The sequence below is a fragment of the Aeromicrobium sp. S22 genome (assembly GCF_009661045.1).
GTDB lineage: Bacteria > Actinomycetota > Actinomycetes > Propionibacteriales > Nocardioidaceae > Aeromicrobium > Aeromicrobium yanjiei.
Genome location: NZ_WJWV01000002.1, coordinates 803,715 through 828,904 on the forward strand (window position 1 = coordinate 803,715; position 25,190 = coordinate 828,904).

Annotated in this window: 26 protein-coding genes and 2 tRNA genes; 4 read left to right on the forward strand and 24 right to left on the reverse strand. The window is 69.5% G+C overall.

The window, feature by feature from the left end; all coding sequences use genetic code 11:
* Positions 1–129: 129 nt before the first annotated feature.
* From GEV27_RS12540 to GEV27_RS12575, 8 genes are read right to left on the reverse strand one after another with little or no spacing between them, the layout of a single operon-like run.
* Complete coding sequence (locus tag GEV27_RS12540; RefSeq protein WP_309222220.1) at positions 130–1,497, reverse strand: FAD-binding protein; 1,368 nt, start codon at positions 1,495–1,497, stop codon at positions 130–132.
* Entirely contained in the window at positions 1,494–2,135 is a 642-nt protein-coding gene (locus tag GEV27_RS12545; RefSeq protein WP_153934509.1) for a hydantoin racemase, read from the reverse strand. The genes GEV27_RS12540 and GEV27_RS12545 overlap by 4 nt, the downstream gene beginning before the upstream one ends.
* The gene (locus tag GEV27_RS12550; protein ID WP_153911589.1) at positions 2,132–2,455 is read right to left on the reverse strand and encodes a muconolactone Delta-isomerase; all 324 of its coding nucleotides are present in this window, start codon (positions 2,453–2,455) and stop codon (positions 2,132–2,134) included. The genes GEV27_RS12545 and GEV27_RS12550 overlap by 4 nt, the downstream gene beginning before the upstream one ends.
* Positions 2,455–3,156: an ABC transporter ATP-binding protein gene (locus tag GEV27_RS12555; protein WP_153654987.1), complete on the reverse strand. Its 702-nt coding sequence runs from the start codon at positions 3,154–3,156 to the stop codon at positions 2,455–2,457. Before GEV27_RS12555 ends, GEV27_RS12550 begins: the two co-directional genes overlap by 1 nt.
* Positions 3,156–3,872, reverse strand: a complete 717-nt coding sequence (locus tag GEV27_RS12560; protein ID WP_153911590.1) for an ABC transporter ATP-binding protein — start codon at positions 3,870–3,872, stop codon at positions 3,156–3,158. The genes GEV27_RS12555 and GEV27_RS12560 overlap by 1 nt, the downstream gene beginning before the upstream one ends.
* On the reverse strand, positions 3,869–4,927 hold the full coding sequence (locus GEV27_RS12565) for a branched-chain amino acid ABC transporter permease (RefSeq protein ID WP_153652197.1): 1,059 nt from the start codon (positions 4,925–4,927) through the stop codon (positions 3,869–3,871). Before GEV27_RS12565 ends, GEV27_RS12560 begins: the two co-directional genes overlap by 4 nt.
* Positions 4,927–5,910 (reverse strand): branched-chain amino acid ABC transporter permease, encoded by a 984-nt coding sequence (locus GEV27_RS12570; protein ID WP_153934511.1) that lies wholly within the window; start codon positions 5,908–5,910, stop codon positions 4,927–4,929. The genes GEV27_RS12565 and GEV27_RS12570 overlap by 1 nt, the downstream gene beginning before the upstream one ends.
* Positions 5,907–7,133 carry an ABC transporter substrate-binding protein gene (locus tag GEV27_RS12575; protein WP_228765158.1) on the reverse strand — a complete coding sequence of 409 codons (1,227 nt, stop codon included), beginning with the start codon at positions 7,131–7,133 and terminating at the stop codon, positions 5,907–5,909. The genes GEV27_RS12570 and GEV27_RS12575 overlap by 4 nt, the downstream gene beginning before the upstream one ends.
* Before the next feature lie 224 nt (positions 7,134–7,357).
* Here GEV27_RS12575 and GEV27_RS12580 point away from each other — a divergent pair, with 224 nt between their 5' ends.
* Together GEV27_RS12580 and GEV27_RS12585 are read left to right on the forward strand one after the other, a co-directional pair.
* A complete protein-coding gene (locus tag GEV27_RS12580; protein ID WP_153911592.1) occupies positions 7,358–8,155 on the forward strand; it encodes an IclR family transcriptional regulator in 798 nt (265 codons plus the stop codon).
* Entirely contained in the window at positions 8,152–9,018 is an 867-nt protein-coding gene (locus tag GEV27_RS12585; protein WP_153934515.1) for a CoA ester lyase, read from the forward strand. The genes GEV27_RS12580 and GEV27_RS12585 overlap by 4 nt, the downstream gene beginning before the upstream one ends.
* A 25-nt stretch (positions 9,019–9,043) precedes the next feature.
* On the opposite strand, the gene GEV27_RS12590 is transcribed toward GEV27_RS12585, so the two are convergent.
* Genes GEV27_RS12590 through GEV27_RS12605 form a run of 4 tightly spaced genes read right to left on the reverse strand, consistent with a single transcriptional unit; the run spans position 9,044 to position 13,988 of the window.
* Positions 9,044–10,507, reverse strand: a complete 1,464-nt coding sequence (locus GEV27_RS12590; RefSeq protein WP_153934517.1) for a dihydroorotase family protein — start codon at positions 10,505–10,507, stop codon at positions 9,044–9,046.
* 60 nt (positions 10,508–10,567) lie between these two features.
* Positions 10,568–11,983: an MmgE/PrpD family protein gene (locus tag GEV27_RS12595; RefSeq protein ID WP_153934519.1), complete on the reverse strand. Its 1,416-nt coding sequence runs from the start codon at positions 11,981–11,983 to the stop codon at positions 10,568–10,570.
* A complete protein-coding gene (locus tag GEV27_RS12600) occupies positions 11,980–12,792 on the reverse strand; it encodes a cyclase family protein (protein WP_153934521.1) in 813 nt (270 codons plus the stop codon). Before GEV27_RS12600 ends, GEV27_RS12595 begins: the two co-directional genes overlap by 4 nt.
* Positions 12,789–13,988, reverse strand: coding sequence for a CoA transferase (locus GEV27_RS12605; RefSeq protein ID WP_309222221.1), 1,200 nt, complete (start codon positions 13,986–13,988; stop codon positions 12,789–12,791). The genes GEV27_RS12600 and GEV27_RS12605 overlap by 4 nt, the downstream gene beginning before the upstream one ends.
* Positions 13,989–14,163: 175 nt before the next feature.
* On the opposite strand from GEV27_RS12605, the gene GEV27_RS12610 reads away from it, so the two are divergent.
* Positions 14,164–15,510 (forward strand): MmgE/PrpD family protein, encoded by a 1,347-nt coding sequence (locus GEV27_RS12610; protein WP_153934523.1) that lies wholly within the window; start codon positions 14,164–14,166, stop codon positions 15,508–15,510.
* A 65-nt stretch (positions 15,511–15,575) separates the two neighbouring features.
* Here the strand turns inward: GEV27_RS12610 and GEV27_RS12615 are convergent.
* The 9 genes from GEV27_RS12615 to GEV27_RS12655 all read right to left on the reverse strand — a co-directional run bounded on the left by GEV27_RS12615 (position 15,576) and on the right by GEV27_RS12655 (position 22,596).
* A tRNA-Glu gene (locus GEV27_RS12615) sits at positions 15,576–15,651 on the reverse strand.
* 68 nt (positions 15,652–15,719) lie between these two features.
* Positions 15,720–15,791, reverse strand: a tRNA-Gln gene (locus tag GEV27_RS12620).
* A gap of 69 nt (positions 15,792–15,860) precedes the next feature.
* The gene (gene gltX / locus GEV27_RS12625; protein WP_153934525.1) at positions 15,861–17,369 is read right to left on the reverse strand and encodes a glutamate--tRNA ligase; all 1,509 of its coding nucleotides are present in this window, start codon (positions 17,367–17,369) and stop codon (positions 15,861–15,863) included.
* Positions 17,362–18,144 (reverse strand): fumarylacetoacetate hydrolase family protein, encoded by a 783-nt coding sequence (locus GEV27_RS12630; protein WP_153652186.1) that lies wholly within the window; start codon positions 18,142–18,144, stop codon positions 17,362–17,364. The genes gltX and GEV27_RS12630 overlap by 8 nt, the downstream gene beginning before the upstream one ends.
* A 62-nt stretch (positions 18,145–18,206) precedes the next feature.
* Positions 18,207–20,081 (reverse strand): alpha/beta hydrolase, encoded by a 1,875-nt coding sequence (locus tag GEV27_RS12635; RefSeq protein WP_153911599.1) that lies wholly within the window; start codon positions 20,079–20,081, stop codon positions 18,207–18,209.
* A complete protein-coding gene (locus GEV27_RS12640; protein WP_153652184.1) occupies positions 20,078–20,446 on the reverse strand; it encodes a WXG100 family type VII secretion target in 369 nt (122 codons plus the stop codon). Before GEV27_RS12640 ends, GEV27_RS12635 begins: the two co-directional genes overlap by 4 nt.
* Complete coding sequence (locus GEV27_RS12645; protein ID WP_153652183.1) at positions 20,443–20,964, reverse strand: hypothetical protein; 522 nt, start codon at positions 20,962–20,964, stop codon at positions 20,443–20,445. The genes GEV27_RS12640 and GEV27_RS12645 overlap by 4 nt, the downstream gene beginning before the upstream one ends.
* 40 nt (positions 20,965–21,004) lie before the next feature.
* Positions 21,005–21,553, reverse strand: coding sequence for a hypothetical protein (locus GEV27_RS12650; RefSeq protein ID WP_153934527.1), 549 nt, complete (start codon positions 21,551–21,553; stop codon positions 21,005–21,007).
* Between the two features lie 143 nt (positions 21,554–21,696).
* A complete protein-coding gene (locus GEV27_RS12655) occupies positions 21,697–22,596 on the reverse strand; it encodes an NAD(P)/FAD-dependent oxidoreductase (protein ID WP_153934529.1) in 900 nt (299 codons plus the stop codon).
* Positions 22,597–22,649: 53 nt separating this feature from the next.
* On the opposite strand from GEV27_RS12655, the gene GEV27_RS12660 reads away from it, so the two are divergent.
* Complete coding sequence (locus tag GEV27_RS12660; RefSeq protein ID WP_153934531.1) at positions 22,650–23,084, forward strand: MerR family transcriptional regulator; 435 nt, start codon at positions 22,650–22,652, stop codon at positions 23,082–23,084.
* Positions 23,085–23,193: 109 nt separating this feature from the next.
* Here GEV27_RS12660 and GEV27_RS12665 read toward each other — a convergent pair whose 3' ends face one another.
* The 3 genes from GEV27_RS12665 to GEV27_RS12675 are packed head-to-tail and all read right to left on the reverse strand — an operon-like array spanning position 23,194 to position 25,175.
* On the reverse strand, positions 23,194–23,958 hold the full coding sequence (locus GEV27_RS12665; protein WP_153652179.1) for an isoprenyl transferase: 765 nt from the start codon (positions 23,956–23,958) through the stop codon (positions 23,194–23,196).
* Positions 23,955–24,683: a DNA repair protein RecO gene (gene recO, locus GEV27_RS12670; RefSeq protein ID WP_309222222.1), complete on the reverse strand. Its 729-nt coding sequence runs from the start codon at positions 24,681–24,683 to the stop codon at positions 23,955–23,957. Before recO ends, GEV27_RS12665 begins: the two co-directional genes overlap by 4 nt.
* A 54-nt stretch (positions 24,684–24,737) precedes the next feature.
* Positions 24,738–25,175, reverse strand: a complete 438-nt coding sequence (locus GEV27_RS12675; protein WP_153934533.1) for a VOC family protein — start codon at positions 25,173–25,175, stop codon at positions 24,738–24,740.
* Positions 25,176–25,190: the final 15 nt, after the last annotated feature.

Sequence of the window (25,190 nt, forward strand, 5' to 3'; positions counted from 1 at the left end):
GAGCGCAGAGCAGCGAACAACCGGATCCTGGCCACGAGGACGACGTCGGTCGGTTCGGGGGGCGACACCCTCATGCTCACTATCGCTGACCCGGCACGCTCGTGGGTGCACATCGGTCAAGATCTCTCGCTAGCTGTGCCCGGCCGCCACATGATCGGCCGCGAGGTAGGCCAGGCCGAGGGCCGGGAGCAGCCCGTTGCCGGCCAGGTAGCCGCCCGCGCCGTGGCCCGAGATGCCCATCGCGGCACCGCCCGACGCGTACAGCCCCACGATGGGTGACCCGGCCTCGTCGACCACTCGCGCGTGCTCGTCGACGCGAAGACCTCCCTGCGTGTGGAACAGCGCGGGTCGCACCGCGACCGCGGCGAGTCGGCCGCCCAGCTCCTGCTCCCAGAAGGTGCGACCGAGCTCGTCGTCCTGCTCCCCCCTGGCGAACAGCTGCGTCTGGCGCAACGTCCGCTCGAGCCCCTCCGGGTCGATGCCCGTCTCGGCGGCCAGCTCCCGAGCCGTACCGGCCCACTTCACGGCGCCCGAGTCCCGGGTGTCCAGATAGTCCTGGAACACCGAGCACGCCTCGTCGATGCGGCTGTCGAGGATGATCCAGGCCTGGCCGTCCGCGTGCCGCAGGACCTCGGCGGCGTACTCGGAGTAGCCCGTCGTCTCGTCGCCGAAGCGCCGTCCGTGGCGATCGACCAGGAACGCACCGTGCATCACGGTCGCCCACCCGGCCAGTGTCGCCGCGGGCATCGCGAGCGCGGCGTGCCCCTGGTACGCGTCGAGGTACGCCGTCGCGCCGCCCAGTCGCGCGCCGATCGCCAACGCGTCGCCGGTCGAGGCCTCGCTGCCGTGGTACACCGCCTCGGCGATCTCGGGGGCGTGCTGCGCGACGAGATCGCGGTTGGCGGCGAATCCGTTCGTCGCGAGCAGGACCGCGTCGGTCGGGATCTCCTCGGTGCCACTGGGCGTCGACACGACGACGGCGCGGACACCGGTCTCTCCCATCAGCACGTCGTCGAGGTGCGCCGGGACGAGGAGATCGATCCGGGGATGGCGCCTGGCCTCGCGGACGAGGTGCGCAAGCATCGCGCGGCCCGAGCGGCCCGGCACGGTGTGGCAGCGACGTCTGCTGTGCCCCGGGTAATCGAAGTCGGTGACGAGCGACAGGGGCATGCCCACGTCGTCGGCCAGCCACTCCACGAGCTCGGCGCTCACGCCGGCCAGGGTCGCGGCCAGCGCGGGATCCGCCTCGTCGTGGGTCTTGGCCATGATGTCGCCCACGAAGATCTCGGCCGAGTCCTCGACACCGCTCTCGCGCTGCCAGCGGCTCCCGGCCCCCGGGATCATCGCGGTCGACATCGCGGTGTTGTTGCCGACCGCGAAGTGCTCGTTGGAGTCCACGACCAGGACGTCGAGACCCAGTGAGGCCGCCCGAATGGCCGCCGCGAGACCGCCGCCAGCACCGGCGACGACGAGATCGGGACCGCCGTCGGCGTTCACGCGACTCCGCCCTCCAAGGCGGCCCGGAGGCCCAGCAGACGCAGCGCGGTCGCCGTCGGGTCCACGAGCACCGGTCCGGCGCCGCTCACGGCGACGTCGACGGCCGAGCACGCGTTGAAGACGAATCCCTCGTCGAGATCGGCGACGCTGCGCGACACCGTCTCGTTCCAGACCCGGTCGTCGGCGATGACGTCGAACCCCAGGTCGAGGACGCGCGTCGCGGGGGCGGCCACGCCGTACGACGCGAATCGACGGTCCAGCTCGGCGGCGATCGCCTCGTTGCGCGCCACCGAGTACAGGGGGGTCCCCTGGCTCGCCAGGAAGGAACCCGTGAGCCGGCCGATGCCGAGCAGCGGACGAGCCAGGTCTTCCTGGTCGTCGATGCCCGGGTCCAGGACGCAATCGGGCAGGAACGCGTCGAAGCCGCTGGGATCTGCCTCCGTGAACGCCCTCAGCACGGCCCGCTCGGACGCTGCGACGTCCTCGGGCGTGTCGAGTGCCGAGGGAGCGCCGCTGTCGGGGCCGATGTCACGCAGCTCGACCTCGACACCCGCAGGGCTGTGCTCGGCATAGCGCGCCTGACGCCGGGCGAGCTCCTGCTCGCCGACCGCGATCGGGGTGTACGCCAAGATCCTCATGCTGTCTCCTTCGTCGGGGCGGGCGGCTCGATGCCGAGGGCGCGTGGATCGTTGGGGTGCTCGGCCAGCGCGTGGACCTCGATGTTCATCCAGGGGTAGAGCGGCAGCGAGGTGAGCGCTTCGTGCAGGACGGTGGCGTCGGGCACGTCGTACAGGCTCCAGTTGGCCCACCTCCCCGGCACCCGCCACAACCGGCGGAGCTGGCCGGCGTGCGCGAGGCGCTGGCCTTGGACGAGCTCGGCGGCGAAGATGCTCTCCCGCTCGTCCTGGGAGCGTTCGGGGGGCCACTCGATCTCGATGTGGACGAGGAACTCCGCCATCAGGTGCCCAGGTAGGCCGCGCGGACCCGCGGATCGTCGGCGAGCTCGGCACCCGAGCCCTCCAGCACGATCGCGCCGCTCTCGATGACGTACGCCCGGTCGGAGATCGCCAGCGCCTGCGAGGCGTTCTGCTCCACGATCAGCACGGTGACCCCGGTGTCGCGGATCTGCGTGATCGCGGTGATCACCTGTGCCGCGAGGTTGGGCGCAAGTCCCACCGAGGGCTCGTCGAGCGTCAGGCACGTCGGACGTGCCATGAGCGCCCGGCCGATCGCCAGCATCTGCTGCTGACCGCCCGACATCGTGTTGGCTCTCTGGGTCCGCCTCGTCGCGAGGATCGGGAACAGGTCGAACACCTGGTCCAGCGATGCCTTGATGCTCGACCGGGGCTGCGAGTAGGCGCCCATCTCCAGGTTCTCGATCACGTCGAGGTCTCCGAAGAGCGCCCTGTCCTGCGCCACGTGCAGCATGCCGGCCCGGACGATCTCGTCGGCCCGCTGCGACTGCACCGGCTTGCCGCCCAGCAGGATCTCGCCACCGGTCGCCTTGATGATGCCCGCGACCGCACGCAACGTGGTCGTCTTGCCGGCACCGTTGGCGCCGATGAGGGACACGATCTCCTTCTCGCCGACCGTCAGGCTGACGTCGTGCAGGATCTCCAGGCGGCGGTAGCCCGCGCACACGTTCTTCAGCTCGAGCATCACGCGTAGTCCTCTCCGAGATAGGCCTCGATCACCTGGGGCTCGGCGATCACCTCGGCGGGGACGCCCTGTGTGAGGACCCGCCCGTCGTGCATCACCACGAGGCGCTCCGACAGCGCCATGACCGCGGCCATGATGTGCTCGACGAACATCACGCTGAGCCCGTCTGCGTGCAGATCGCGCAGGAGCTCGATCATGGGCGCCCGCTCGGCCGGGACGAGTCCGGCCAGCACCTCGTCGAGCAGGATCATCCGCGGCTCCATCGCGAGCGCGCGGGCGAGCTCGAGGCGCTTGAGCCCGGCCGTCGGCAGGCTGCCCGAGCTCGTGCCGGCGTACTGCGCCAGCTGCACCCGCTCGAGCACTCCGAGCGCGTGACGCCTGGCGTCCTTGCGCGAACGGTTGGCCAGCGAGGCGATGGTCACGTTCTCGAGCACCGACATCGACTCGAACGGCCGCATGAGCTGGAACGTGCGCACCAGGCCGGTCCGGGCGACCTTCTGCGCCGACCAGCCGGTGACGTCGACGCCGTCGAACACGACCCGGCCCTCGGTGGGCGGCAGGCTGCCGGCCAGGAGGGAGAAGAGTGTGGTCTTGCCCGCGCCGTTGGGTCCGATGATGCCCAGGAACTCCCGGTCCTCGACGCTGATGTCGACCGAGCTCACGGCCGTGAGCCCCGCGAACGTCTTGGTGAGTCCTTGCACTTCGAGCAGGCTCATGAGCGCCACCGATCCCTGATGGTGCCGAAGATGCCCTTGGGCATCACGATCACGATGATGATGAGCAGCGTTGCGTAGACCGCGACGTCGAGCCCCGACGTGCCCTGCAGGAACGACAGGAACCCGGGGGGATTGCGAAGGACCGTCGCCACGAGCTCCGACAGGGGGCCCACGACGGCCGCGCCGATGACCGGCCCCCAGATCGTGCCGATACCGCCGATCACGGCCGGGATGATGGCCTCGACGGACACCGCCGAGCCGAAGGCCTGCTCAGGACCGACGAAGAAGTAGTACTGCGTGTAGTAGACGCCGGCGACCGCCGTGATGCCGCAGCTCAGCGCCACGGCGATGAGGCGTGCCCGCATCGTGTCGATGCCGAGCGACGACGCGGCGACCTCGTCGTCGCGCACCGCCTGGGCGTACTGGCCGGCCCGTGAGCGCACGTAGAGGATCGAGATCAGCACCGCGACCGCGAGGATCGCGAGCGGGATCCAGAAGTACAGCGGGCTGCCCTGCTGGAACTGCAGCATCGACCACGAGTCGCTCGGCAGGATCTCCACGTTGAACCCCTCCGTCTTGTTCAGGACGTCGAGGTTCTGCACGATCAGGAGGAACATCTGCGCGAACGCGAAGGTCGCGAGGGCGAAGTACGAGCCCGCGAGCTTGTACCGCAGGCACAGGTAGGCGATCGTGACTCCCACCGCGGCGGACAGCACTGCGGCGACGATCATCGAGATCCACGGCGATATGCCGTGGTCGACGAGCAGGTAGGCACCCGTGTAGGCGCCGATGCCGAAGAAGGCCGCGTGACCGAAGCTGAACATGCCGCCGAACCCGCTCATGAGGTTCCAGCCGACCGCCATGATCGCGAAGATGAGCGTGCGGATCGCGACGCTCTCGCCCTGCTCGCCCAGGACCAGCGGCAGGCATGCGAGCACCGCGACACCCACGACGAGCACGATGAGCTGGCGGCGCGCCCACGTGTCCTTGAGCCGCGGGTCGTCCGCCGCCGGCAGCTCGTGTGCCGGGGGTGACGAAACAGAGGTCTCAGTCATCACTTGGCTCCGTACAGACCTTGGGGGCGCAGGAAGAGCACCACGACGAAGACCGCGAACACCAGGATCAGCGATCCTGTGCCGGGCAGGTAGAGAGCACCGACCGTCTGGACCAGTCCGATGATCAGCCCGCCGATCGTCGCGCCGAGCACGCTGCCCAGCCCGCCGAGCACCACGATCACGAAGGCGAGGATCGTGAACTGCTCACCGACCGACGGCGTGAGGCTCGTGAACGGGGTCATCAGGCCTCCGGCCACGGCGACACTGGCCGCGCCGATGCCGAACGTGAGGGCGTAGACCCGACGCACGTTGACGCCGACCAGGGCGGCACCCTGCGCGTTGGCGGCCACTGCACGGATGGACAGACCGAGCGACGTGCGCCGCAGGACGAGGGTCAGGGCGATGCCGACCAGCACTGCGCCCACGAACGCGATGACGCGGGAGTACGACGCGATCGCGCCGAACATGTCGAACGATCCGTCGAACGGAGCGCCGACCGACTTGGGCCGACCGCTGAAGATCATCAGGAGCACGTTGGCGATGAGCAGCTGCAGGCCGAGCGTCACGAGCAAGGGGCCCTCGTGGCTGCCGGTCGAGGTCAGCCGGTTGAGCAGGAACTGCTGCACGAACATGCCGAACATGAACATGACCGGGATCGCCAGGAGGGTCGCGACGTAGACGGGGATGCCGGGCCCCGCGACGAGTGCGTAGACGATGTACATCGACATCGTCAGCATCGATCCCTGCGCGAAGTTGACGACGCCCAGCACACCGAAGATCAGGGTCAGCCCGATCGAGACGAGCGCGTACACCCCACCCAGCAGCACGCCCGTCACGATCGACTGCGTGACGAGCCCGCTGTCCTTCCCACCCACCACGTACACCGCGGCGAGCAGGAGGACGACGGTCACCGCCACCACGGTCGTGGGGTGGGTGGAGACCCTGAGGATCTGGGCCTGCTGCCCGGTGGAGGTGTCGGTCATCCGTTCGAGCCCACCGGGAACACCAGGTCCTTCGTCGCGAAGTCCTTCGGGAAGACCTGCTCGACGGCGTCGTCCTGGACCTGCATGACGATGACCGTGGCGTTCTTGTTCTGGCCACGCTCGTCGAACGTGATCGGACCGCCGAAGGCGAGCAGCGGATCGTCGATCTCGATGCCGGAGATGGCCTCGCGCAGCTCCTCGGGATCATCCGAGCCCGACTTCTCCAGCCCCGCCGCAATGACCTCGACCGCCTGGTACGACAGGATCGACGCCGTCTCCATCGGCTTGCCGTACTTCTTCTCGAAGCGTGTGCGGATGTCACCGACCCGCTTGCTGTTGGCGTCGTAGTGGTAGTTCGCGCTCAGCACCTCCTGGCCGGATGCGCCGGAGGCCTGCGGGAACGATCCGTCGTCGAACGCCCCGTTGGCGATGCCGTACAGCCCGCGGATGTCGGGCTTGAGCTCCGAGACGGCCTTGGCGATGAGCACGCCGTCGGGGAAGTAGCCCGTCGCGACGATGACATCGGGGTTGGACGCTGCGGCCTCGCGCACCTGCGTGGTCGCGTCGGAGAAGTTGGTCGCCGGATAGGTGATCTCCTTGACCGCGGTGATGCCCTGCTTCGCAGCCTCCTCCTCGAACGCCTTGAACACGCTGTCGCCGAACGCGCCCTCGATGTGCAGGTAGGCCACCGACGTGATCGGCGTGCCGCTGTCCTCGCCGATCTTGGCGAGCGACTCGGCGCCGGAGGTGCCCATGCTGGTCGCATCGGGCTGGACCCGGAACGAGTACTTGTAGCCCTGGTCGAGGATCTTGTCGTCCACAGCCACGTCGATCACGAACGGGACGCGTCCGCGCTCGGCCACTGCCGCCACGTTCTGGGTCACGTCGCTCTGGTAGGTGCCGATGAGCGCGACGGCACCGTCGCCGATGAGGCGCTGAGCCTCGCTCTGGCCGACCTCCGCCTTGCCTTGGCTGTCACCGCTCGACAGCTTCAGCTTGGCGCCGTCGAGCGCCTTGATGCCGCCGGCCGCGTTGATGTCGGCCACCGCCAGCTTGGCGCCGTCGTCCATCAGGCCGCCGACGCCCGCGAGGGCACCCGACGTGGGGTGGATCGATCCGATGGTGATGGTGCTCGAGCCCGAGGAGCCCCCGTCCGAGCCGCTGCACGCTGCCAGCCCTCCGGCGACGACCAGTGCGGTCACCACGCTCGCGATCTTCTTCATCCTTGAGACCCTGCCTTCCGTGCCAACGGCACCAGAGATATGTTCCACTGAAAGGAACGCCGTGCGGACCATGTGTTCCGCTCAGCGAACTCCAGCTGAGAACCGACGGCTACTTTTCGGTCACTATTCCACGGCTGTGCCGGGATTACTAGACTTGCATCACACTCGTCCGCAAAATGTACGGTTCGCTGAGCGGAACACTCAGAACATTCGAAAGGAACAGCATGGCGTCGACCACTTCCTCACGGCCCTCTCCGGAGAGTGCGAGCGGCACGGAGTCCGCCGATCGCGTCGCGGATGTCCTGGTGTCGTTCACCCGCTCGGACCGGCCCCTCGGCGTCTCCCAGATCGCCCGGGACCTCGGGCTCAGCAAGGCGGTCGTGCACCGCATCCTGCAGTCGCTCGCCTCGCGCTCGCTCGTGCAGGTCGTCCCCGGTGACGTCAGGTACGCCCTCGGGCCGACGGCGGTCGGTCTGGGGACGAAGGCCTGGAGCCAGCTCGACGTGCGCAGCCTGGCCGCCCCGACCCTGCGCGGCCTGCGCGACCTCACACGAGAGACCGCGACGCTCTCGGTCCTCGTGGGCAACCGGCGCATCTACCTGGACCAGTACGAGAGCCCGCAGGAGGTCAAGATGGTGGTCGAGATCGGTCCCCAGTTCCCCCTGCACTCAGGCGCGTCGAGCCGCTCGATCCTGGCCTTCCTCCCCCCGGCCTTCATCGACGAGGTCATCGCCGAGCTGGTGGACGTACGGCCGACCACCGACGTCGAGGAGTACCGGCAGGGCCTCGACCTGGTCCGCACCCAGGGATATGCGACGTCGAACAACGAGCGCATGACCGGAGCCGCCTCGATCGCCGCCCCGTTCTTCGATGCGAGCGGCAACGTGCTCGGCTCGATCAGCTCGTCGGGCCCCGCGGCACGCTATGCCGAGCTCGCCGACGAGTCCCACCAGGAGCACGTCGCCGAGGTGCTGTCAGCCGCACACGCGATCACCCAGCTTCTCCAGCCGGCCCGCTCGTGACCGCCGTGACCGGCGTGACCCGGATCCTGCCGCGCTCGTTCTTGTACGTCCCCGGCAACCGGCCCGACCTCTTCGTGAAGGGCGCGGCGGGCCCGGCGGATGCACTCGTCCTGGATCTCGAGGACGCGGTCCCCGTTCCGGACCGGGCCGCCGCCCGACGCGAGGTCATCGCGTGGCTGGGCGGGCGCACGCCCGCCGCGACCGGTCCCGAGGTGTGGGTCCGCGTCTCACCGGACTTCCTCGCCGAGGACCTCGGCGCCGCGGTCCGCCCGGGCGTGCAGGGGCTGTTCATCGCGAAGTGCTCGGCCGAGCACCTCGACGCAGCGTCGCAGATGATGGCCGCCCTCGAGGAGGAGCGCGGCACGTCCCGGCTCGACGTCGTGGGCCTGGTCGAGACCGCTGCCGCCGTGCGGGACCTCGCCCGCATCGCCGCCCACCCCCGGATCACGACGCTCGGCATCGGCGAGGTCGACCTGCTCGGTGATCTGCGGATGACCCGTTCGCCCCGCACCGCGGCCGCGGTCGACGCGCTCCGCACGCAGGTCGTCATGCACTGCTCCGCGGCCGGCCGGGCCGCGCCCGTCGCCCCCACGTCCACCGACTTCCGCGACCTGGCGGCGTTCGAGGACAGCACCCACCACCTGCTCGATCTCGGCTTCCGCTCGCGGACCGCGATCCACCCCTCCCAGATCGACGTGATCCACACCGCCACGAGCCCATCCCCCGAGACCCTCGCGCAGGCGCAGGAGATCGTCGATCAGTTCAGCCGGGCCAAAGGTGGCATCACCCTGGACGCCCGGGGTCGCCTGATCGACGCCGCGGTCGTCCGCGAGGCCGTCGAGACGCTGGCCCGGCGGCGCTGACCAGCGGCGCCGGGCCGGTCAGCCCTCAGCTGCCGGAGCGGCGCTGGAACGTGCCGCGCGGCTCACCGACGATCGCGCCGTCTGCCCACACCGCCTCGCCGCGCAGATAGGTGTCGGTGACCTTGGCCGTCAGCTCGAAGCCCTCGAACGGCGTGTACTCCTGCGTGGACACCGAGTCCGCGGCGCGGACGACGTACTCCACGTCGTCGTCCACCAGGCTGAAGTCCGCGTCGTACCCGACCTTGAGGTCACCCTTGTTGGCCAGGCCGAAGCGGTCCGCGGGGTTGCGGGCGGTGAGCTCGGCGATCGCGTTGTACGACAGTCCGCGCTTGCGTCCCTCGGAGATCATGCCGGGCAGCAGGTACTCGGTGCCGCCGAAGCCGGACTTGGCCACGAACACGTCGTCACGGGGCTCGCCGAACTTCGTCTCGTCCTTGCAGCACGCGTGGTCGGACGTGACCCACGAGAAGTTGCCGGCCAGGACGTGGTCCCACAAGGCCTCGACGTCCTCGCGCGAGCGCAGCGGCGGGTTGACCTTGCCGCCCAGGTTGGCGGTGTTGAAGTCGGCGAGCAGGTGGCCCACCGTGACCTCGCGGCGGAAGTCGATGTGCGGGAACGTCGCCTGCATCATCATCGCGGCCTCGATCGCCTTGCGGGAGGTCAGGTGCAGCAGGTTGATGTTGGGCAGCTCGGTCTCGTGCGCGAGATACGACGCGATCGTGATCGCGAGGCCCTCGGAGTGCGGCGGGCGCGAGGCGCTGTACGCCTCCAGCCCGCTCAGCGTGCCGTCCGCCTCGACCAGCTTGGTGTAGGCACGCATGATCTCGGCGGTCTCGCAGTGCAGCGACAGCGAGATGTGGTCACGATCGGCGGAGAAGCGCCCGTCCTCACGCGCCTTCTGCAGGCCGCGCATGATGAACTCGAAGTGCGCGATGTCGTACGACTCGTCCTCGGGGAGCATCAGGAACGACCCCTGGTCGCTCGAGCGTCCGTGCAGTCCGTGGCTGCCGTAGAACATGAACACCTTGAACGAGGGGACGCCGGATTCGATGAGGTACGGGATCTCGTCGATGTGCTCGGCCAGGATGGGCGCGATGTGGAAGCCGTAGTCGATGTACGCGCGGCTGTCGGTGGCGGCGAGCACGTCGGGGAAGATCTCCCGGTAGGGGCCCGAGCGGTTGAGGTAGTAGGCGCCCGTGCGCATGTAGGTGATTCCCGACGTGACACCACCCTGGGCTGACGCCTGGCTCTCGCTCGCGGCGTCCTCCCCCAGCTCGTTGTAGATGCCCCAGTGCTGGTGGACGTCGACCGCACCCGGGAACAGGTGCTTGCCCCCCGCATCGAGCACCTCCGTGGCACGGGCCGGGTCCAGATCGGCCTCGAGTGCGGCGAAGCGGCCGTCCTTGATCGCGACGTCAAGACGCTCGGGCGCCTCGTGGCCGGGCCGGACGACCTGGGCGTTGGTGATCAGCAGATCGAATTCAGGCATGGGAACTTCCTTCGGTCGGGGAGCAGGACACGGGCGGTCGCACCGTGCGAGGTCGGGTGGTCACGCGTCGATCGCGGTGAGGGGTCGAAGGAGCGCGTCCATCGTGGATGCTCCGGCCAGGTCTCGACAGAGGTCGGCCAGGGTGGAGACCGCCGCGTCGTCGAGCTGACGTCCTGCATTGGTCGCGAACTTGGCGACGATCTCATCGAACGACAACGGTCGATCGGGCCCACCGCGGGTGGTCAGCACCTTCTCCACCAGGACGCGCCCGTCGTCGAGCTCGGCCGTCAGGACCGCGGGGAACTGGTGGGGGAAGATCTCGGTGCACTGCGCGTCGGCGACCACGTCGACCTTCGCCATGAGGGCGCGGCGTGCCGGATCCTGCGCGAGCGCATCGGTGTAGTCCTCCAGCCCGGCTCCGAGTCCGTGACCGCCGAGCAGGCCCACCGCGACTGCGTACGGCCCGCTGAACTGGGCCATGTAGCCGGTCTCCGGTGCCCGCTTGACCTCGATCGGCTCGCCGATCGTCCGCAGGTTCGGGGCGGGCACGCCCAGGGTCAGGCGCCGGACGGCGTCCGGGGTGACTCCCGCGGCGCGCAGCGCTGCAGCAGCGTCGACCGCCGCGTGCGTGAAGTGGTTGGCCGGATAGGGCTTGACGAAGATCCCCGGCACGGACCAGGCCGTGCCGAGGTCGGCGCTGACCTGGGCCGGATCGTAGTTGCCGTGCAGCCAGGACTGGAAGAACCCGAACCGACCCTCGAGCACCGTCGGGGGTCCGGTGATGCCGTACTCGACGAGGCTCGCGGCGGAGATCGCCGCATGGGCCGCCCAGCCGCAGTGGATGCGTTTCACCGTGCCGCCCGTGCGGTTGGCCTCGATGATGCCCGACGCCATCGACGCCGCGACGCCCATCGTGTCGGTGATCGCCTTGGCCGAGGCTCCGCCGATCACGGCTGCCGCGACGGCCCCGCCCATCGCGCCGCAGATGGAGGTGGCGTGCTGACCGTTCTCGAAGAAGGTCGAGTTCTTCGTCCTGGTGTCGTAGCCCGCCATGCCGAGACGGACGCAGACCTCGAGGCCGATCGCGATGCCTCGCACGAGCGCGCGACCGTCCGCCCCGTGGGCCTGGGCTGCGGCGAGGGCCGCGGGGACGACGGTCGCGCTCGGGTGCAGGACCGACGGGAGGTGGGTGTCGTCGTAGTCGAGCGAGTGCGCGAGCACCCCGTTGACGAACGCGGCCAGGTTGGCCGGCAACGGCTCCGCGACGCCGACCGCCGAGGCCGGGCCGCCGCCTGCCTGGTCGCGCGCCCACGACCGGGCCGCACGGCTGGTGTCGAGGTCGGCGGCGGCGACAGCGATCCCGAGCGTGTCCAGGACGCGCATCCCGACGCTCTCCACGACGTCGGCGGGCAGCGAGTCGTAGGTCGTCGCGACCGCGAATGCGGCGATCTGCTCGGCCAGCGTGGGGCCGCTCATGCCGGCGTCACCGCGAGAGGACGCACCGGCGAGCCGGTGGCTCCGTAGATGTTGAGCGGGATGAGCACGAACGTGAACTCGTACCGGCGCCGTGCCGCCAGCTGCTCAAGGTCGAGCGCCTCGATGATGTAGATGCCGCTCTCGACGAGCAGCACTCGGTGCGCCGGCAGCAGGGCGTGGCCGCCGCCGGGGGCGAGCCGCTCGAACGCGATCGTGTCGGCACCGGCCGCGTGGACGCGCCGCTCCGCGAGCCACTGCGCACCGGCCTCGCCAATGCCCGGCACGCCGCTGGGCCCGCCCACGTAGGGAGCACCGTCGGCGAACAGGCTCCCCCAGCCGCTGCGGATGAGGACCACGTCCCCCTCACCCACCTCGACGCCCGCGTGCTCGGCCGCCGACTCCAGGTCGGCGACGGTGACCTCGTAGCCGCCCTCGCACACGTCGACGCCCAGCACCGCCGGGACGTCGAGCAGGACGCCACGCCGCATCATCGGCGCGATCGTGTGCACGCCGAGCTCGTCGTACTTGCCGCCCACGCCCGCAGCCATCGCATCGACGCCGCCGAACATCTCGCCGTCGTGGGACACGTGTGCCAGTGCATCGATGTGGGTGCCGACGTGCGTCCCGGTCGTGATCATGTCGTTCGCGGCGCTGCCGCCGTCGGCGCGGATCATGTCGCCGTGCCGCCGGGGCAGGGTGTGCCAGAACTGGGGGTGGTTGGGCGACTGCGGCATGCCGACGCGGAGCTGTCGTCCCAGGTCGACCACGTCGACCCCACCCAGGACCGCATCGAGGAGTGCGTCGCTCATCGGACGACCCCTGCAGTGGTGAGCTCGGCGATCTCGGAGTCGCTGTAGCCCGATTCCCGGAGCACCTCGTGCGTGTCCTGGCCCAGCGCGCGACCGGTGAACCGGATGCTGCCCGGGCTCTCGCTCATCCGCCACATCACGTTGTGCTGCAGCAGTGGACCGACGTCGGGGTCGTCGACCTCGAGCAGCATCTGGGTCTCCTTGATGTGGGGATCTTGCGTGATGTCGCGAGCGTCGTACACCGGCGCGATCGCGGCTCCTGCCTTCTCGAACACGTCCAGGACCTCCGTACGGTCACGCTGGGCGATCCAGTCACCGACGTACGCGTCGAGGAGCTCGACGTGCTCCGCGCGACCACTCCCGGTGGCGAACCAGTCCTCCTCGATGACCTCGGGGTGCCCCACGAGGGTCAGGACGCGCTCGGCGATCCGCTGCGCGCTCGTCGACACCGCGACCCAGGCCCCGTCCGCGGTCCGGTAGGTGTTGCGCGGTGCGTTGTTGGTCGAGCGGTTCCCGTGGCGCTGCGCGATCGTGCCCAGCTGCTGGTAGTAGGTGGGCGCGGGACCGACCGCGGTCATGATCGGCTCGAGGATGCTGAGGTCGACCACCTGGCCCTTGCCGGTGCTGTCACGGTGACGCAGCGCCATCATGACCGCCGACGACGCGGCGATCCCGCAGATGCTGTCGGCGAGACCGAAGGCGGGCAGCGTGGGCGGGCCGTCCGCCTCTCCGGTGGCGTCCGCGAAGCCGCTCATCGCCTCGGCCAGCGTGCCGAAGCCGGGACGGCCCGCGTAGGGGCCGGTCTGGCCGAATCCGGTCAGCCGGGCCAGGACGAGCCCGGGGTTGTCGGCGAGCAGGACGTCTGGGCCCAGTCCCCACCGCTCGAGCGTTCCGGGCCGGAAGTTCTCGACCACGATGTCCACCTCGCCGGCGAGGCGCCGGAAGACCTCGGCCCCGCCGGGCGCCTTGAGATCGAGCGCGACGGCTCGCTTGTTGCGGCTGATCTCCTTCCACCACAGCGGGACGCCGTCCTTGCTCGCACCATGTCCGCGCATGTTGTCGCCGTGGACGGGATGCTCGATCTTGACCACGTCCGCGCCGAAGTCACCGAGGATCTGACAGCACAGCGGCCCCGCAAGGATCGTGGACACATCAAGCACTCGGACACCGGACAACGGCATCGGCTGGTCACTCACAGAGACGCTCGTTTCGCTCAGAGGAACAGATGTCCCGGCTCACTCTAACGGCCGTCAACGCCTAAGGGAACCCCTGATCTCGCCGTCATACTTCTCATCACTGGCCAGTCCGCTGATCGAGGATTGACGATCCCCACCGCGCCACGTAGCGTCATTGACTGTGTCTACGGATCTTATGTTTCGCTTGGCGGAACAGCAAGCAGCCACCGAGAGGCTGGCAGAGCTGGCGAGTCGATGTCGCCGCGGGGGCGTACCGTCTCATGTCCGCGACCGGATCGAGGTCATGCTGACCGACCTCCTGGGCGTCACTCTCGCGGGCCACAGGACGCCCGAGCTCCGGGCGCTCGCGGCAGCGTGGCGCGCCGAGGACGGTCCGCACACCACGACCGGATCCATGCTGTCCGGCTCGGCCGAGACCGTGGCCCACCTCGATGCGATCGCCGCCTGCTGCCTCGAGCTCGACGAGGGCAACAAGCACGCTGCAGGGCACCCCGCCGCCCATGTCGTCTTCGCGGCGATCGCGGCCGCCCGACTCGCTGATCGTCCCGTGACCGGCCGACAGCTGCTCGACGCGATCGCCGCGGGCTATGAGGTCGCCGCACGCTTCGGTCGCGCCGTGACGCGCGATCCCCGTTGGCACCCCCACGGGCACTGGGGTGCGGCCGGCGCAGCCTGTGCGGCCTCACTCATCCTCGGCGCCACCACCGCCCAGACCGCGGCCGCGATCGACGCCTCGACCTCACTCGTCCAGGTCACTCCGTGGGCCGTCGTGCTGAGCGGCGGCTTCAGCCGGAACCTGTGGATCGCGGGGGCGAACCGGGCCGGTCTCGATGCAGCCCGCCTCAGCCTGGCCGGACTGGTCGACAACGCCGGCAGAGCCCAGCACTCCCTCGGCGACATCGTCGGTTCGCTCGACCCGACCGTCCTGATCGATGGACTGGGGCACGAGTGGCTGACGACCGAGGGCTACACCAAGCAGCACGCGTCGTGCTCCTACACCCACGCCGCGGTGGACGCAGTCCAGGCACTCAGGTCCTCGTACGGCGTGGCTGCCGACCAGGTCGCCCACGTCACGGTGCGCACCCACTCACTTGCCGAGCCCCTGTTCGTCCGCGATCCCACGTCCAGGCTCGGCGCGATGTTCTCGCTGCCGTTCGTCGTGGCTGCCGCGGTCGTCAGCCCCACGATCGATGCGACGACGCTCGACCCGGGCAGTGCGACGTTCCTCGCGGCACAGGAGCTGAGTGCACGCGTCGAGGTCACGGCGAGCCCGGCCCTCGACGCCCTGCTCCCCCACCGACGCCCGGCGGAGGTGACGATCACGCTTCACGACGGCACCGCGATCAGCCTCGGCGTGCCCAACCCGATCGGGGACGTCGACCACTTCCCGATGTCGGCGGACGACGTCGTCGCGAAGCTCGAGCGACTGGTGGGGTCCGACGACACCTCGCGCATCGCTCGCGTGGTGACCGCGCTCGACGCGAGCCCGGACGCCGTACGAACCCTCGCCGCCCTGCCCTGATCATCGCCCCCGGACACGGAAAACCCCCTGACCCGCGTTTCCGCAGGTCAGGGGGTTTTTTTCCATGGTAGCCCCGACGGGATTCGAACCCGCGCTACCGCCTTGAGAGGGCGACGTGCTAGGCCGCTACACAACGGGGCCATGGAGTTGGTCTCTCGACCGGATGAAACCCTACCAAAGCCCTTGTTCGAGCTGTTCGGAGGGTGTCGCTGGGATACTAGGACTCGAACCTAGAATGGCGGTACCAGAAACCGCTGTGTTGCCAATTACACCATATCCCACCGGTTTCGGACGCTGTCCGAACCGAGGTCAAACTTTACCTGACGCACCTCCCGGCACTCAAACCGGGCTCACCCCAAGGCCGCATCGAGGCGCGCGATGGTCTTGCGGTGACCCAGCAGCTCGAGCGACTCGAACAGCGGCGGGGAGATGCGGCTTCCCGTCACCGCAACGCGAACCGGGCCGAATGCGAGCCGCGGCTTGAGCCCCATGCCGTCGATGAGGGTCGCGCGGAGGGCCCCCTCGATCGTGCCGGTCGTCCATTCCGCGGCCCCGGGGATCGCGTCGAGCGCGTCACGAGCCGCCCGGACGACCTCGAGACCGGACGCGTCGAGGTTCTTGGCCGCGTCCGCCGCATCGACCACGAACTCGTCGTCGGAGACGAACAGGAAGCGCAGCATGTCGACGGCCTCGGTCAGCAGGGTGATCCGCTCGTGGACGAGCGGCGTCGCTGCCGCGAGGGTGCCCATCTGGGACACCGTGGGCGTCTCGTCGATCAGGCCGGCCTCCTGGAAGTACGGCGTGAGGCGCTCGCGCAGCTGCTCGTCGGTCAGCAGCCGTACGTGCGATCCGTTGATCGCCTCGGCCTTCTTGATGTCGAACCGAGCGGGGTTGGGGTTGACCCGTCCGATCTCGAAGGCCTCCACCATCTCCTCGAGCGAGAACACGTCGCGGTCCTCGGCGATCGACCAGCCGAGCAACGCCATGTAGTTGAGCAGACCCTCGGGCAGGAAGCCCTTGGGCTTGTAGTCGAGCAGATTGGACTCGGGATCGCGCTTGGACAGCTTGCGGTTGCCCTCCCCCATCACGAACGGCAGGTGGCCGAACTCGGGGGTGAAGCCGCCCCCCACGCCGATCTCCGCGAACGCCTCGTACAGCGCGATCTGGCGCGGCGTCGAGCTCAGCAGGTCCTCGCCGCGCAGCACGTGGGTGATGCCCATCATCGCGTCGTCGGTGGGGTTGGTCAGCGTGTACAGCGGTTGTCCGTTGGCCCGCACGAGGACGTAGTCCTGCACGTTGGCCGAGTCGAAGGTGATCTCACCGCGCACGAGGTCGGTGAACGTGTACGTGCGCTCGGGCATCTTGAACCGGATGACCGGCTCGCGCCCCTCCGCCTCGTACGCGGCCTGCTGCTCGGGCGTGAGGTCGCGGTGCAGACCGTCGTAGCCGCTGGGCTTGCCGGCCGCCCTGGCCGCGTTGCGGCGCTGCTCGAGCTCCTCGGCGGTGTCGTACGCCTTGTAGGCGAAGCCCGCGTCGAGCAGGCGCTGGGCCACGTCGGCGTAGATGTCCATGCGCTCGGACTGGCGGTACGGTCCGTGCGGTCCCCCGACCTCGGGTCCCTCGTCCCAGTCCAGCCCCAGCCACTTCATGACCTCGACGAGCAGGTGGTAAGACTCCTCGTTGTCGCGTGAGGTGTCGGTGTCCTCGATGCGGAAGACGAACTTCCCACCGTGGTGGCGGGCGAACGCCCAGCTGAACAGGGCCGTGCGGGCCATGCCGACGTGCGGGTTGCCGGTCGGGGACGGGCAGAAGCGGGCGACGACCGGTCGCGTGCCGGTCGTGCTGGTCAGGTCAGTCATTGCGGGACACCACCGAGTTCGTCAGAGTTCCGAGGCCTTCGATCGACACGCTGACCGAGTCGCCGACCTCCATGGGACCGACACCGTCAGGGGTGCCGGTGAGGATCACGTCGCCGGGCAGGAGCGTCATGAACGACGACACGTACGCGATGACGTCGGGCACGGTGAAGACCATGTCCGACGTACGCCCGTCCTGCTTGAGCTCGCCGCCGAGCTCGGTCGTCACGCGGACGTTCGAGGGATCGAAGTCGGTCTCGATCCAGGGGCCGAGCGGGCAGAACGTGTCGAAGCCCTTGGCGCGCGCCCACTGGCCGTCCTTGGCCTGCAGGTCGCGGGCCGTGACGTCGTTGGCGACGGTGTAGCCGAAGATCACCTTGGGCGCGTCCTCGACGGACACGTCCTTGCAGATGCGGCCGATGACGACCGCGAGCTCACCCTCGAAGTGCACGTTGCTGCTCTGCTCGGGGTAGAAGATGGGGTCGCCCGGGCCGATGACGCTCGTGTTGGGCTTGAGGAAGATCAGCGGCTCCTCGGGCACCTCCCCGCCCATCTCCGCGGCGTGCTTGGCGTAGTTCTTGCCCACACACACGACCTTGCTGCGCGGGATGACCGGCGCGAGCAGGCGGACATCCGCCAGCGGGATCTTCTGACCGCTGAGGTTGAGCCCGGCGTAGAGCGGATCGCCGTTCAGGACAGCGATGGTGGGGACTCCGTTGTCGTCCCCGATGACTCCGAAACGAGGATCGTCGTCCCCGGCAAATCTGGCGATGCGCATATGGCCCAGCCTATCGCTGTCGGGCGACATGCCCGTCGGCGGAAGAGCTCCCCACCCGTCACTCAGCCGAACATGCCCCCGAACGACGGCATGGGCGGGCTCAGCAGTCGGCCGGTGTTCTCCAGGACGTCGCTCGCGGTGTCGATGGCGTCGCGGGCCCCGTCGACCACCGGGTCGACGTACTTGTCGTACACCTGGTTGCCGTAATAGATCCCCTCGTCCTTGGCGTAGTCGGTCAGGTAGTCGCGCGCCGGCTGGTCGCGACCGTCGATCGTCTCCGGATCGTTGCCGACCGTGATGTCGGCGATGTTCTCGAGGGACTCGCTGCCCGGGTCGAAGTACGAGGTGTGGTTGTTGAGCCCCTGCCCACCGATGTCCTCGGCGTGGAAGCTCTCACCGTTGCCGACGTCGATGCGGTCTGCGCCGAACGAGGACTGGGACGGGTCCTCCCCCAGACCCAGACGGGTGTCGCCGCCGAGCCACGTGACGAAGTCCTCGTCGCGCGAACCGACGTAGACGTGCCCCTCGCCCATGTTGAGATCGCTCACGTCGTGGGCGTCGCCTCCCGCGCCTGGGCTGCCGAGCAGCACGAGGTCGTCGGCCGCGAGGCCGTCGTGGGCGGCGTGCGCCACCGTGGTGGAGCCGTAGCTGTGCCCGATCACGGTCAGGTGCGACTGGTCGCCGGTGTCGGACGCCCGCAGACCGTCGACGAAGGCCGAGAGCCGCTTGCCGCCCGCCTCGGCGAACTCCTCGTTGCTCACCATCGCCATGTCGATCGCGTTGACCGGATCCTTGGCCTGACTCATGTCGAAGTCGGGCGAGTCGTAGCCGATCCAGGCGATCGTGGCGTTCGACGCACCAGGATCGGCCTTGTTCGCCTGGGCAAACAGGTCGAGGGCGCTCTCTCCGTTGGCGCCGAGCGATGCCATCGTGTTCATGATGCCTGGCACGACGACCGAGGTGTTGTCGGCCGTGTCGGGGTTGCCGTAGGCGACTGCTGCGGCACCATCGCCGTGGATCGCCTCGGGCTGGTAGAGGATGAGATTGCTGTCGACCGGCAGCCCCGTGGACGGATCGGTGACGGTCGCTCCGGCGTCGAGCGCGTCACGCGCGGCCTCGGCGTTCTTGAGCAGCTGCTGCTCCTCCGGCGTGAGCTCGCGCTCCTTGTCCAGCCCGTGGAGCCGATCGATGTCGCGCGTCATGGACGCCCGGTTGGCCTCGTCACGGTCATCCACGGGGATGCCGTCGGTGTTGCCGACGGCATCGGGATTGTCGATCTTCAGCGCCTCGCGCTCGGCGGGCGTCAGCGCCATCCACCACGCATTGATCGCCTTCGGGTCGCCGTTCTTCTGCTCGAGCTCGCGGTTGAGGGCGTCCACGTCGGGCCGGTCGGAGCTGGTGCTGAGTGCACGTCCCTCGCCCACGGTGTCGGCCGAGCGGAACGCCGCGACGAGCTTGTCCTCGTTCGCCTTGACCCGCGCCTCCCACGCGATCCGCCGCTCGTCGAGCCGGGTCACGCGGGCCTTGAGCGCGTCGGCCCGCACCTGGAGCTCGGGCTCGTCCTCGACGTCGGAGGAGTTCACGAGATCGACCAAGGTCTGGATGTCGATGTTGATTCCGGACCGGGTCTCCATCATGTCGAGCCGTTGACCAGCCAGGACGGCGAGCTGCGAGACGTACGCGTCACAGGCGGCCGCGACCGTCGTGAACGCCGCCGTGACGGCGTCGACCGCCGTGCTGAAGGTCGTCATGGCGTGGTTGGCCGCCTCGGCCGCATCGCCGGACCAGCCATCGGGAGCGCCGTTCTCAGCGGACCAGGAGCCGACGTCCGCCGTCTTGGTCGCTGTGGCGCGCAGCTGGTCGGTGACCGCCTTGGCACCTTGGTCGACCTCCATCTCGGGGATGACGGCGACCTGGTCAGGGATGTGGACGGTCATTGCGGCATCGCCACGCCGGGCAGGGTCCTGGGCGCGAGGACCGGCGGGAGCGGCCCGGGCTCGACACCACGGTCGTCCCACGGCAGCAGCCGTTGCAGGTCCTGGACGGCCCTGTCGTCCGCCTGCTGGTAGCTGCCCACACTCGTGCGCAGGGCGTCTGCGTGAGCCTCGGCCGTGGCCACCCGGTCCTTGATCTCCGTGCGCCAGGTCTCGAGGAACGCCGTCGCGGCGCTCGACACACGGCTGCCCAGCAGCTCGGGGTCGACCTTGTTGAGGCTGGACTGCGCCTGCGACAGCGCCTCGGCCTGATCGTCCCAGCCCGCGGCTGCCCGGGTCAGCGCAGCGGTCCACACGACGAAGCTCATCGCAGCGTCTCCGTGACGGCGTCGATCGTCTCCGGCGCGGCGGCAAGGCTCATCGACTCCAGCCGGAGGTCGATCGATCCTGCGGCGACCTCGGCGTCGAGCAGATGACGTCCATCGCTGGCAAGCAGCTCTGCCGGTCGGTCCACGACCGCGCGGGCGTCCCAGCCCTGGGCCAGGAGGGTGTCACCGATGCGGCGCAGGAGCGGGACGGCCTCGCCCTCGGGCAGACCCCGCAGCGAGGCGCGGACGACAAATGTGCGGACGAACGCCGAGTTCTCGAAGCGCCATGCCTCGTGCCGGGCGTCGGGGTCCGGGTGGCCGATCGCCTCGAGCAAGCCGTCCAGCGCCGCCCGGGCGGCGCGGACGGTCGTGGCGACGTCCGGTGCTGCGGCAAGGGACTGTTCGGGCTGGGCGGCGTCCACCGGAGGCAGGATCACCAGATCGACATCCGGGTGCTGCTCGCGCAGGACCCGGAAGAGCGGTTCGCCCCCGAGGACGCCTTCGTCGGCGCGTCTCATGCGCTGACCGTAACAGCCTGTCAGGCCAACGGTCGAGGGTTCAGGAGGCTCCGGTCACGGGGCTTCCGTACTCATTGGGAGCGATCTCCCGCATCGCTTCCGCATCGCCTTCGGAGTACCACTGGCACTCCGAATCGAGGCTGAACGACCGGATCATGACCCCGCCCACCGATCGCCCGCTGCTCGACAGCACGACGACATCCGTCCCGTCGATCGTGCCCTTGACCGTCTGGTCATCGGTGATCTCGACGTCGAGACCGGCATCGGTCAGCACGGCACGGATGCTCTCCGCCGCCTCGGCATTGTCGTCGACCTGCGAGTGCAGCTCCCCGCGCACCGAGTACTTCTGGTTGTTGGGCCCGACGCCGCACTCGGTGAACTTTCCGCGGACGAGTGGGAACTCTCCGTCCAAGCCCGAGGCAAGTGCCGGGAGGATCTTCGCCGTCAGGTCATCGACCGAGGACTTGACCGACTCGTACGACACCTTCTTGCCACCTTCGCCGTTGTCCTCGTCGCTGCCGCCGCCCGACGACCCGCACGCGCTGACCAGCAGCAGCACCCCGAGGACGCTCACCATCACGCGTCTCATGCGCAGAGGCTAACAGCGACTCGCTGCCCTGTCCCGGCTGCTGCGCCGCCGCTGATTCCCAGGAGATCCCCCTTTCCCGGCACGTCACCCTCGTTGCAACAGGGGTGACGTGGCGGGTTCCGGGGTTCTCCTCCCCCCGCGCGTCAACCACGCTGGGCCAGCTCCATGTGGCAGACGGCGGCGGCTGTGAGTCCTGCGGAGATGGCGCCCGCGACCGATGGCATGGGCCCGGGCAGGGCGGAGACGTGGGCCAGGTCGCCCGCTGCGAGGACCCCCGCGAGGCTCGTACGACCCATCGCATCGACCTCGATGCACCCGGACGGCAGCAGGTCGAGGCCGAGCTGCTCGCCGAAGGGGGCCGACTGGCTGATCCGGGTGGCAACGAACATGCCGCGCACGGCGAGGGCCTCGCCCCCGTCGAGGTGCACCAGCAGGCCACCGTCGACGCGCTCGACCTGCTGCACATTCTCCGGGCTGACGTCGACGGCGAGCGCCTCGAGCCTCGCGGCGACGTCGTCGTCCGGCACCTCGCCGTCCGCCAGCACGACGAGCTCTCCACCGAGCCCCGCCAGCAGCGAGGCCAGGTGTGCGCTCTGCTGCCCGGCGCCGAGCAGCGCGACGCGACCTGCCGCGAGCTCGTGCCCGTGGCAGAACGGGCAGGACGCGATCTCCCGGCCCCACGCCTCGGCGACCCCGGGGACGTCCGGGAGCGTGTCGCGCACGCCGGTCGCCAGGATGATCGTCCTGCTCGCCAGGACCTCGTCACCCACGACGACCTCGAAACCGTCCTCGGCCTGGCGCACGATGTCAGCAGACGCCTCGCGGAGCTCGACCGTCCTGTACGCCGCGAGGTCCTTCCGGGCCAGGAGCCGCAGCTCGTCGGGATCGCGGCCGTCGTGGGTGATGACGTTCTGCATGTGCTCGACCGTGCCGTTGCGATAGCTGCCGGAGTCGAGCACCAGCACGTCCCGGTGCATGCGGCCGAGCGTGAGGGCGGACTGCAGACCGGCCGGTCCGCCGCCGATGACGATGGTGTCGAGCATGGTGGTTCTCCTTGGTGGTTGCCTGAGCCCCCACTCTGTGAGTTCATGTCAACATGAAGTCAAGCCTTCGATCGATCGGCGACACCGCGGCCCGGTTCGGGCTGGAGACCCACGTGCTGCGGCACTGGGAGGACAAAGGCCTGCTGGCACCGGCCCGCGACGGCGCGGACCGCCGGTTGTACGGCGACGACGACCTCGTGCGCATCGCCGTGATCCTGCGCTCCAAGGCGGCCGGGATGACCCTTGACCAGATCGGCGTGCTGCTCGCCGACGATCACGGGTCGAGGCGTCACACGGTGCTGCAGGAGCACCTCGCCGATCTCGACCGCCGGATGGAGGAGATGCGCCGCTCGCGCGCCATGGCAGTGCACGCATTAGAGTGCGAGGCCCACGACATGACCCGGTGCCCCGGCTTCCGGGCCACGATCGCGGACGTCCTCGACGGCTCGAGCACCTGGTCTGCTGCGATCGCCCAGGCGCGGCCGTAGGGCCCGGCGCCGCTGATTCCCAGGAGATCCCCCTTTGCCGCCACGTCACCCTCGTTGCAACAGGGGTGAGGTGACAGTTTCCCAGGTTCTCCTGGGAAACCGCGGCGGGTCAGGCGCTGCCGTAGCGGCGGTTGCGGGCGGCGTACTCCTCGATCGCGGTCCAGAGGGCGCGGCGGTCGACGTCGGGCCAGGCGATGTCGCTGAACACCATCTCGGCGTACGCGGACTGCCACAGCAGGAAGTTGCTGGTGCGCTGCTCCCCCGACGTGCGCCAGAACAGGTCGACGTCCTCCATGTCGGGCTCGTCGAGATAGCGGGCGAACACCTTCTCGTCGATCTTGTCGGGGTTGACCCGGCCGGCCGCGACGTCACGGGCGAGGGCGGCGGCGGCATCGGCGATCTCGGCGCGTCCGCCGTAGTTGACGCACATCGTCAGCGTCAGGACGTCATTGTCGCGGGTGAGCTCCTCCGCGGTCTCCAGCTCCTTGATGACGCTGCGCCACAGGCGCGGACGCCGACCGGCCCACCGCACGCGGACGCCGAGCTCGTGCATCTCGTCGCGGCGACGGCGGATGACGTCGCGGTTGAAGCCCATCAGGAAGCGGACCTCGTCGGGCGAGCGCTTCCAGTTCTCGGTGGAGAATGCGTAGGCGGAGATCGCCTTGACGCCGATCTCGATCGCACCCTCCACGACGTCGAACAGTGCGGCCTCGCCCATCTCGTGACCTGCGGTGCGTGGCAGGCCACGCTGCTTGGCCCAGCGCCCGTTGCCGTCCATGACGATCGCGACGTGACGCGGCACCTGCTCGATCGGGATGCTCGGCGGCGTGGCACCCGAGGGGTGCGGCACGGGCCGGCGGACCTCCCGCTTCACCGGTCCACGTGGCTCAACGAGCGCAGGCCGCGCTCGAGGTGCCAGGACAGATAGGCGTTGATGATGCTGCTGGCCTCGCGCCGGGACCGGTCGTCGGACGTGCCGACCGTGGCCCAGTCGCCGCTCAGCAGGCCCGCGAGGAGCGTGACGGTGAACGGCGACGGCGCGGCCGAGCCGGTGACCCGGCAGGCGTCGCACAGCATGCCGCCGGACGCCGCGTGGAAGTTGCGGTGGGGGCCCTCCTCGCCGCAGCGGGCGCAGCCGTCGAACGTCGGCGCGTAGCCCGCGATCGACAGCGCACGCAGCTGATAGGAGTCGAGGATCAGGCCCGGGGTCATGCGGTGCTCGGTGAGCGCGCGCAGCGCTCCGGTGAGCAGCTGGAGCTGGGCGACGGCGGGCTCGCCGTCCTCCTGCACGAGCCGCTCAGCGGTCTCGAGCATCGCGGTGCCCGCGGTGTACGCGGCGTAGTCCGAGCCCAGGTCGCGGGCGAAGGCGTTGATCGTCTCGGCCTGCGTGATGATGTCGAGCGAGCGCCCCTCGGCCAGCTGCAGGTCGACGTGCATGAACGGCTCGAGCCGACCGCCGAAGCGCGACGTGGTCTTGCGCACACCTTTGGCGACGGCGCGCACGAGACCGCGCTCGCGGGTCAGCAGCGTGATGATGCGATCGGCTTCACCCAGCTTGTGGACCCGCAGCACGATGCCGGTGTCGCGGTAGAGGCTCACCCGTCCATTGTGCCGTGCGGGGGTGACAGGCCGGCCCCGGCTCGCCGCCCCACGTCAATCGAGGCAGAACTCGTTGCCCTCCGGGTCGTGCATCGTGATGAACCCGGCCTCCATGGACGGGCTGGGATCGATTCGGTAGGCCCGGGTCGCACCCAGGGCGCCGAGGCGCTCGGCCTCGGTCTCCAGCGCCGCCATCCGTTCGTCCCCCGCGAGCCCGGGTGCGACGCGCACGTCGAGGTGGACGCGGTTCTTGGCCGCCTTGCCCTCGGGCACCCGCTGGAAGAACAGCCGTGGGCCGTCGTCGTCCGCAGGCACGATCGCGCTCCGGCTGTTCCACTCGCTCTCCGGCACCCCCAGCGCGGCGAGGGCTGCCTCCCAGGTCTCGAAACCTCCGGGCGGGGGCTGCAGCTCGTAGTCCAGCGCCTCGGCCCAGAACGCGGCGAGGGCCGCGGGGTCGGCACAGTCATAGGTGATCTGTATGTCTTTGCTCATGGACCCACTGTCCGC

Coding starts and splice junctions, on each gene's coding strand:
- GEV27_RS12640 (WP_153652184.1), bottom strand. CDS start 20,446: ATGAGCTTCGTCGTGTGGACCGCTGCGCTGACCCGGGCAGCCGCGGGC.
- GEV27_RS12660 (WP_153934531.1), top strand. CDS start 22,650: ATGAAGTCAAGCCTTCGATCGATCGGCGACACCGCGGCCCGGTTCGGG.
- GEV27_RS12650 (WP_153934527.1), bottom strand. CDS start 21,553: ATGAGACGCGTGATGGTGAGCGTCCTCGGGGTGCTGCTGCTGGTCAGC.
- GEV27_RS12595 (WP_153934519.1), bottom strand. CDS start 11,983: ATGAGCGGCCCCACGCTGGCCGAGCAGATCGCCGCATTCGCGGTCGCG.
- GEV27_RS12565 (WP_153652197.1), bottom strand. CDS start 4,927: ATGACTGAGACCTCTGTTTCGTCACCCCCGGCACACGAGCTGCCGGCG.
- GEV27_RS12590 (WP_153934517.1), bottom strand. CDS start 10,507: ATGCCTGAATTCGATCTGCTGATCACCAACGCCCAGGTCGTCCGGCCC.
- GEV27_RS12655 (WP_153934529.1), bottom strand. CDS start 22,596: ATGCTCGACACCATCGTCATCGGCGGCGGACCGGCCGGTCTGCAGTCC.
- GEV27_RS12610 (WP_153934523.1), top strand. CDS start 14,164: ATGTTTCGCTTGGCGGAACAGCAAGCAGCCACCGAGAGGCTGGCAGAG.
- GEV27_RS12575 (WP_228765158.1), bottom strand. CDS start 7,133: ATGAAGAAGATCGCGAGCGTGGTGACCGCACTGGTCGTCGCCGGAGGG.
- GEV27_RS12645 (WP_153652183.1), bottom strand. CDS start 20,964: ATGAGACGCGCCGACGAAGGCGTCCTCGGGGGCGAACCGCTCTTCCGG.
- GEV27_RS12635 (WP_153911599.1), bottom strand. CDS start 20,081: ATGACCGTCCACATCCCTGACCAGGTCGCCGTCATCCCCGAGATGGAG.
- GEV27_RS12555 (WP_153654987.1), bottom strand. CDS start 3,156: ATGCTCGAGCTGAAGAACGTGTGCGCGGGCTACCGCCGCCTGGAGATC.
- GEV27_RS12630 (WP_153652186.1), bottom strand. CDS start 18,144: ATGCGCATCGCCAGATTTGCCGGGGACGACGATCCTCGTTTCGGAGTC.
- GEV27_RS12675 (WP_153934533.1), bottom strand. CDS start 25,175: ATGAGCAAAGACATACAGATCACCTATGACTGTGCCGACCCCGCGGCC.
- GEV27_RS12545 (WP_153934509.1), bottom strand. CDS start 2,135: ATGAGGATCTTGGCGTACACCCCGATCGCGGTCGGCGAGCAGGAGCTC.
- GEV27_RS12570 (WP_153934511.1), bottom strand. CDS start 5,910: ATGACCGACACCTCCACCGGGCAGCAGGCCCAGATCCTCAGGGTCTCC.
- gltX (WP_153934525.1), bottom strand. CDS start 17,369: ATGACTGACCTGACCAGCACGACCGGCACGCGACCGGTCGTCGCCCGC.
- GEV27_RS12600 (WP_153934521.1), bottom strand. CDS start 12,792: ATGAGCGACGCACTCCTCGATGCGGTCCTGGGTGGGGTCGACGTGGTC.
- GEV27_RS12550 (WP_153911589.1), bottom strand. CDS start 2,455: ATGGCGGAGTTCCTCGTCCACATCGAGATCGAGTGGCCCCCCGAACGC.
- GEV27_RS12560 (WP_153911590.1), bottom strand. CDS start 3,872: ATGAGCCTGCTCGAAGTGCAAGGACTCACCAAGACGTTCGCGGGGCTC.
- GEV27_RS12580 (WP_153911592.1), top strand. CDS start 7,358: ATGGCGTCGACCACTTCCTCACGGCCCTCTCCGGAGAGTGCGAGCGGC.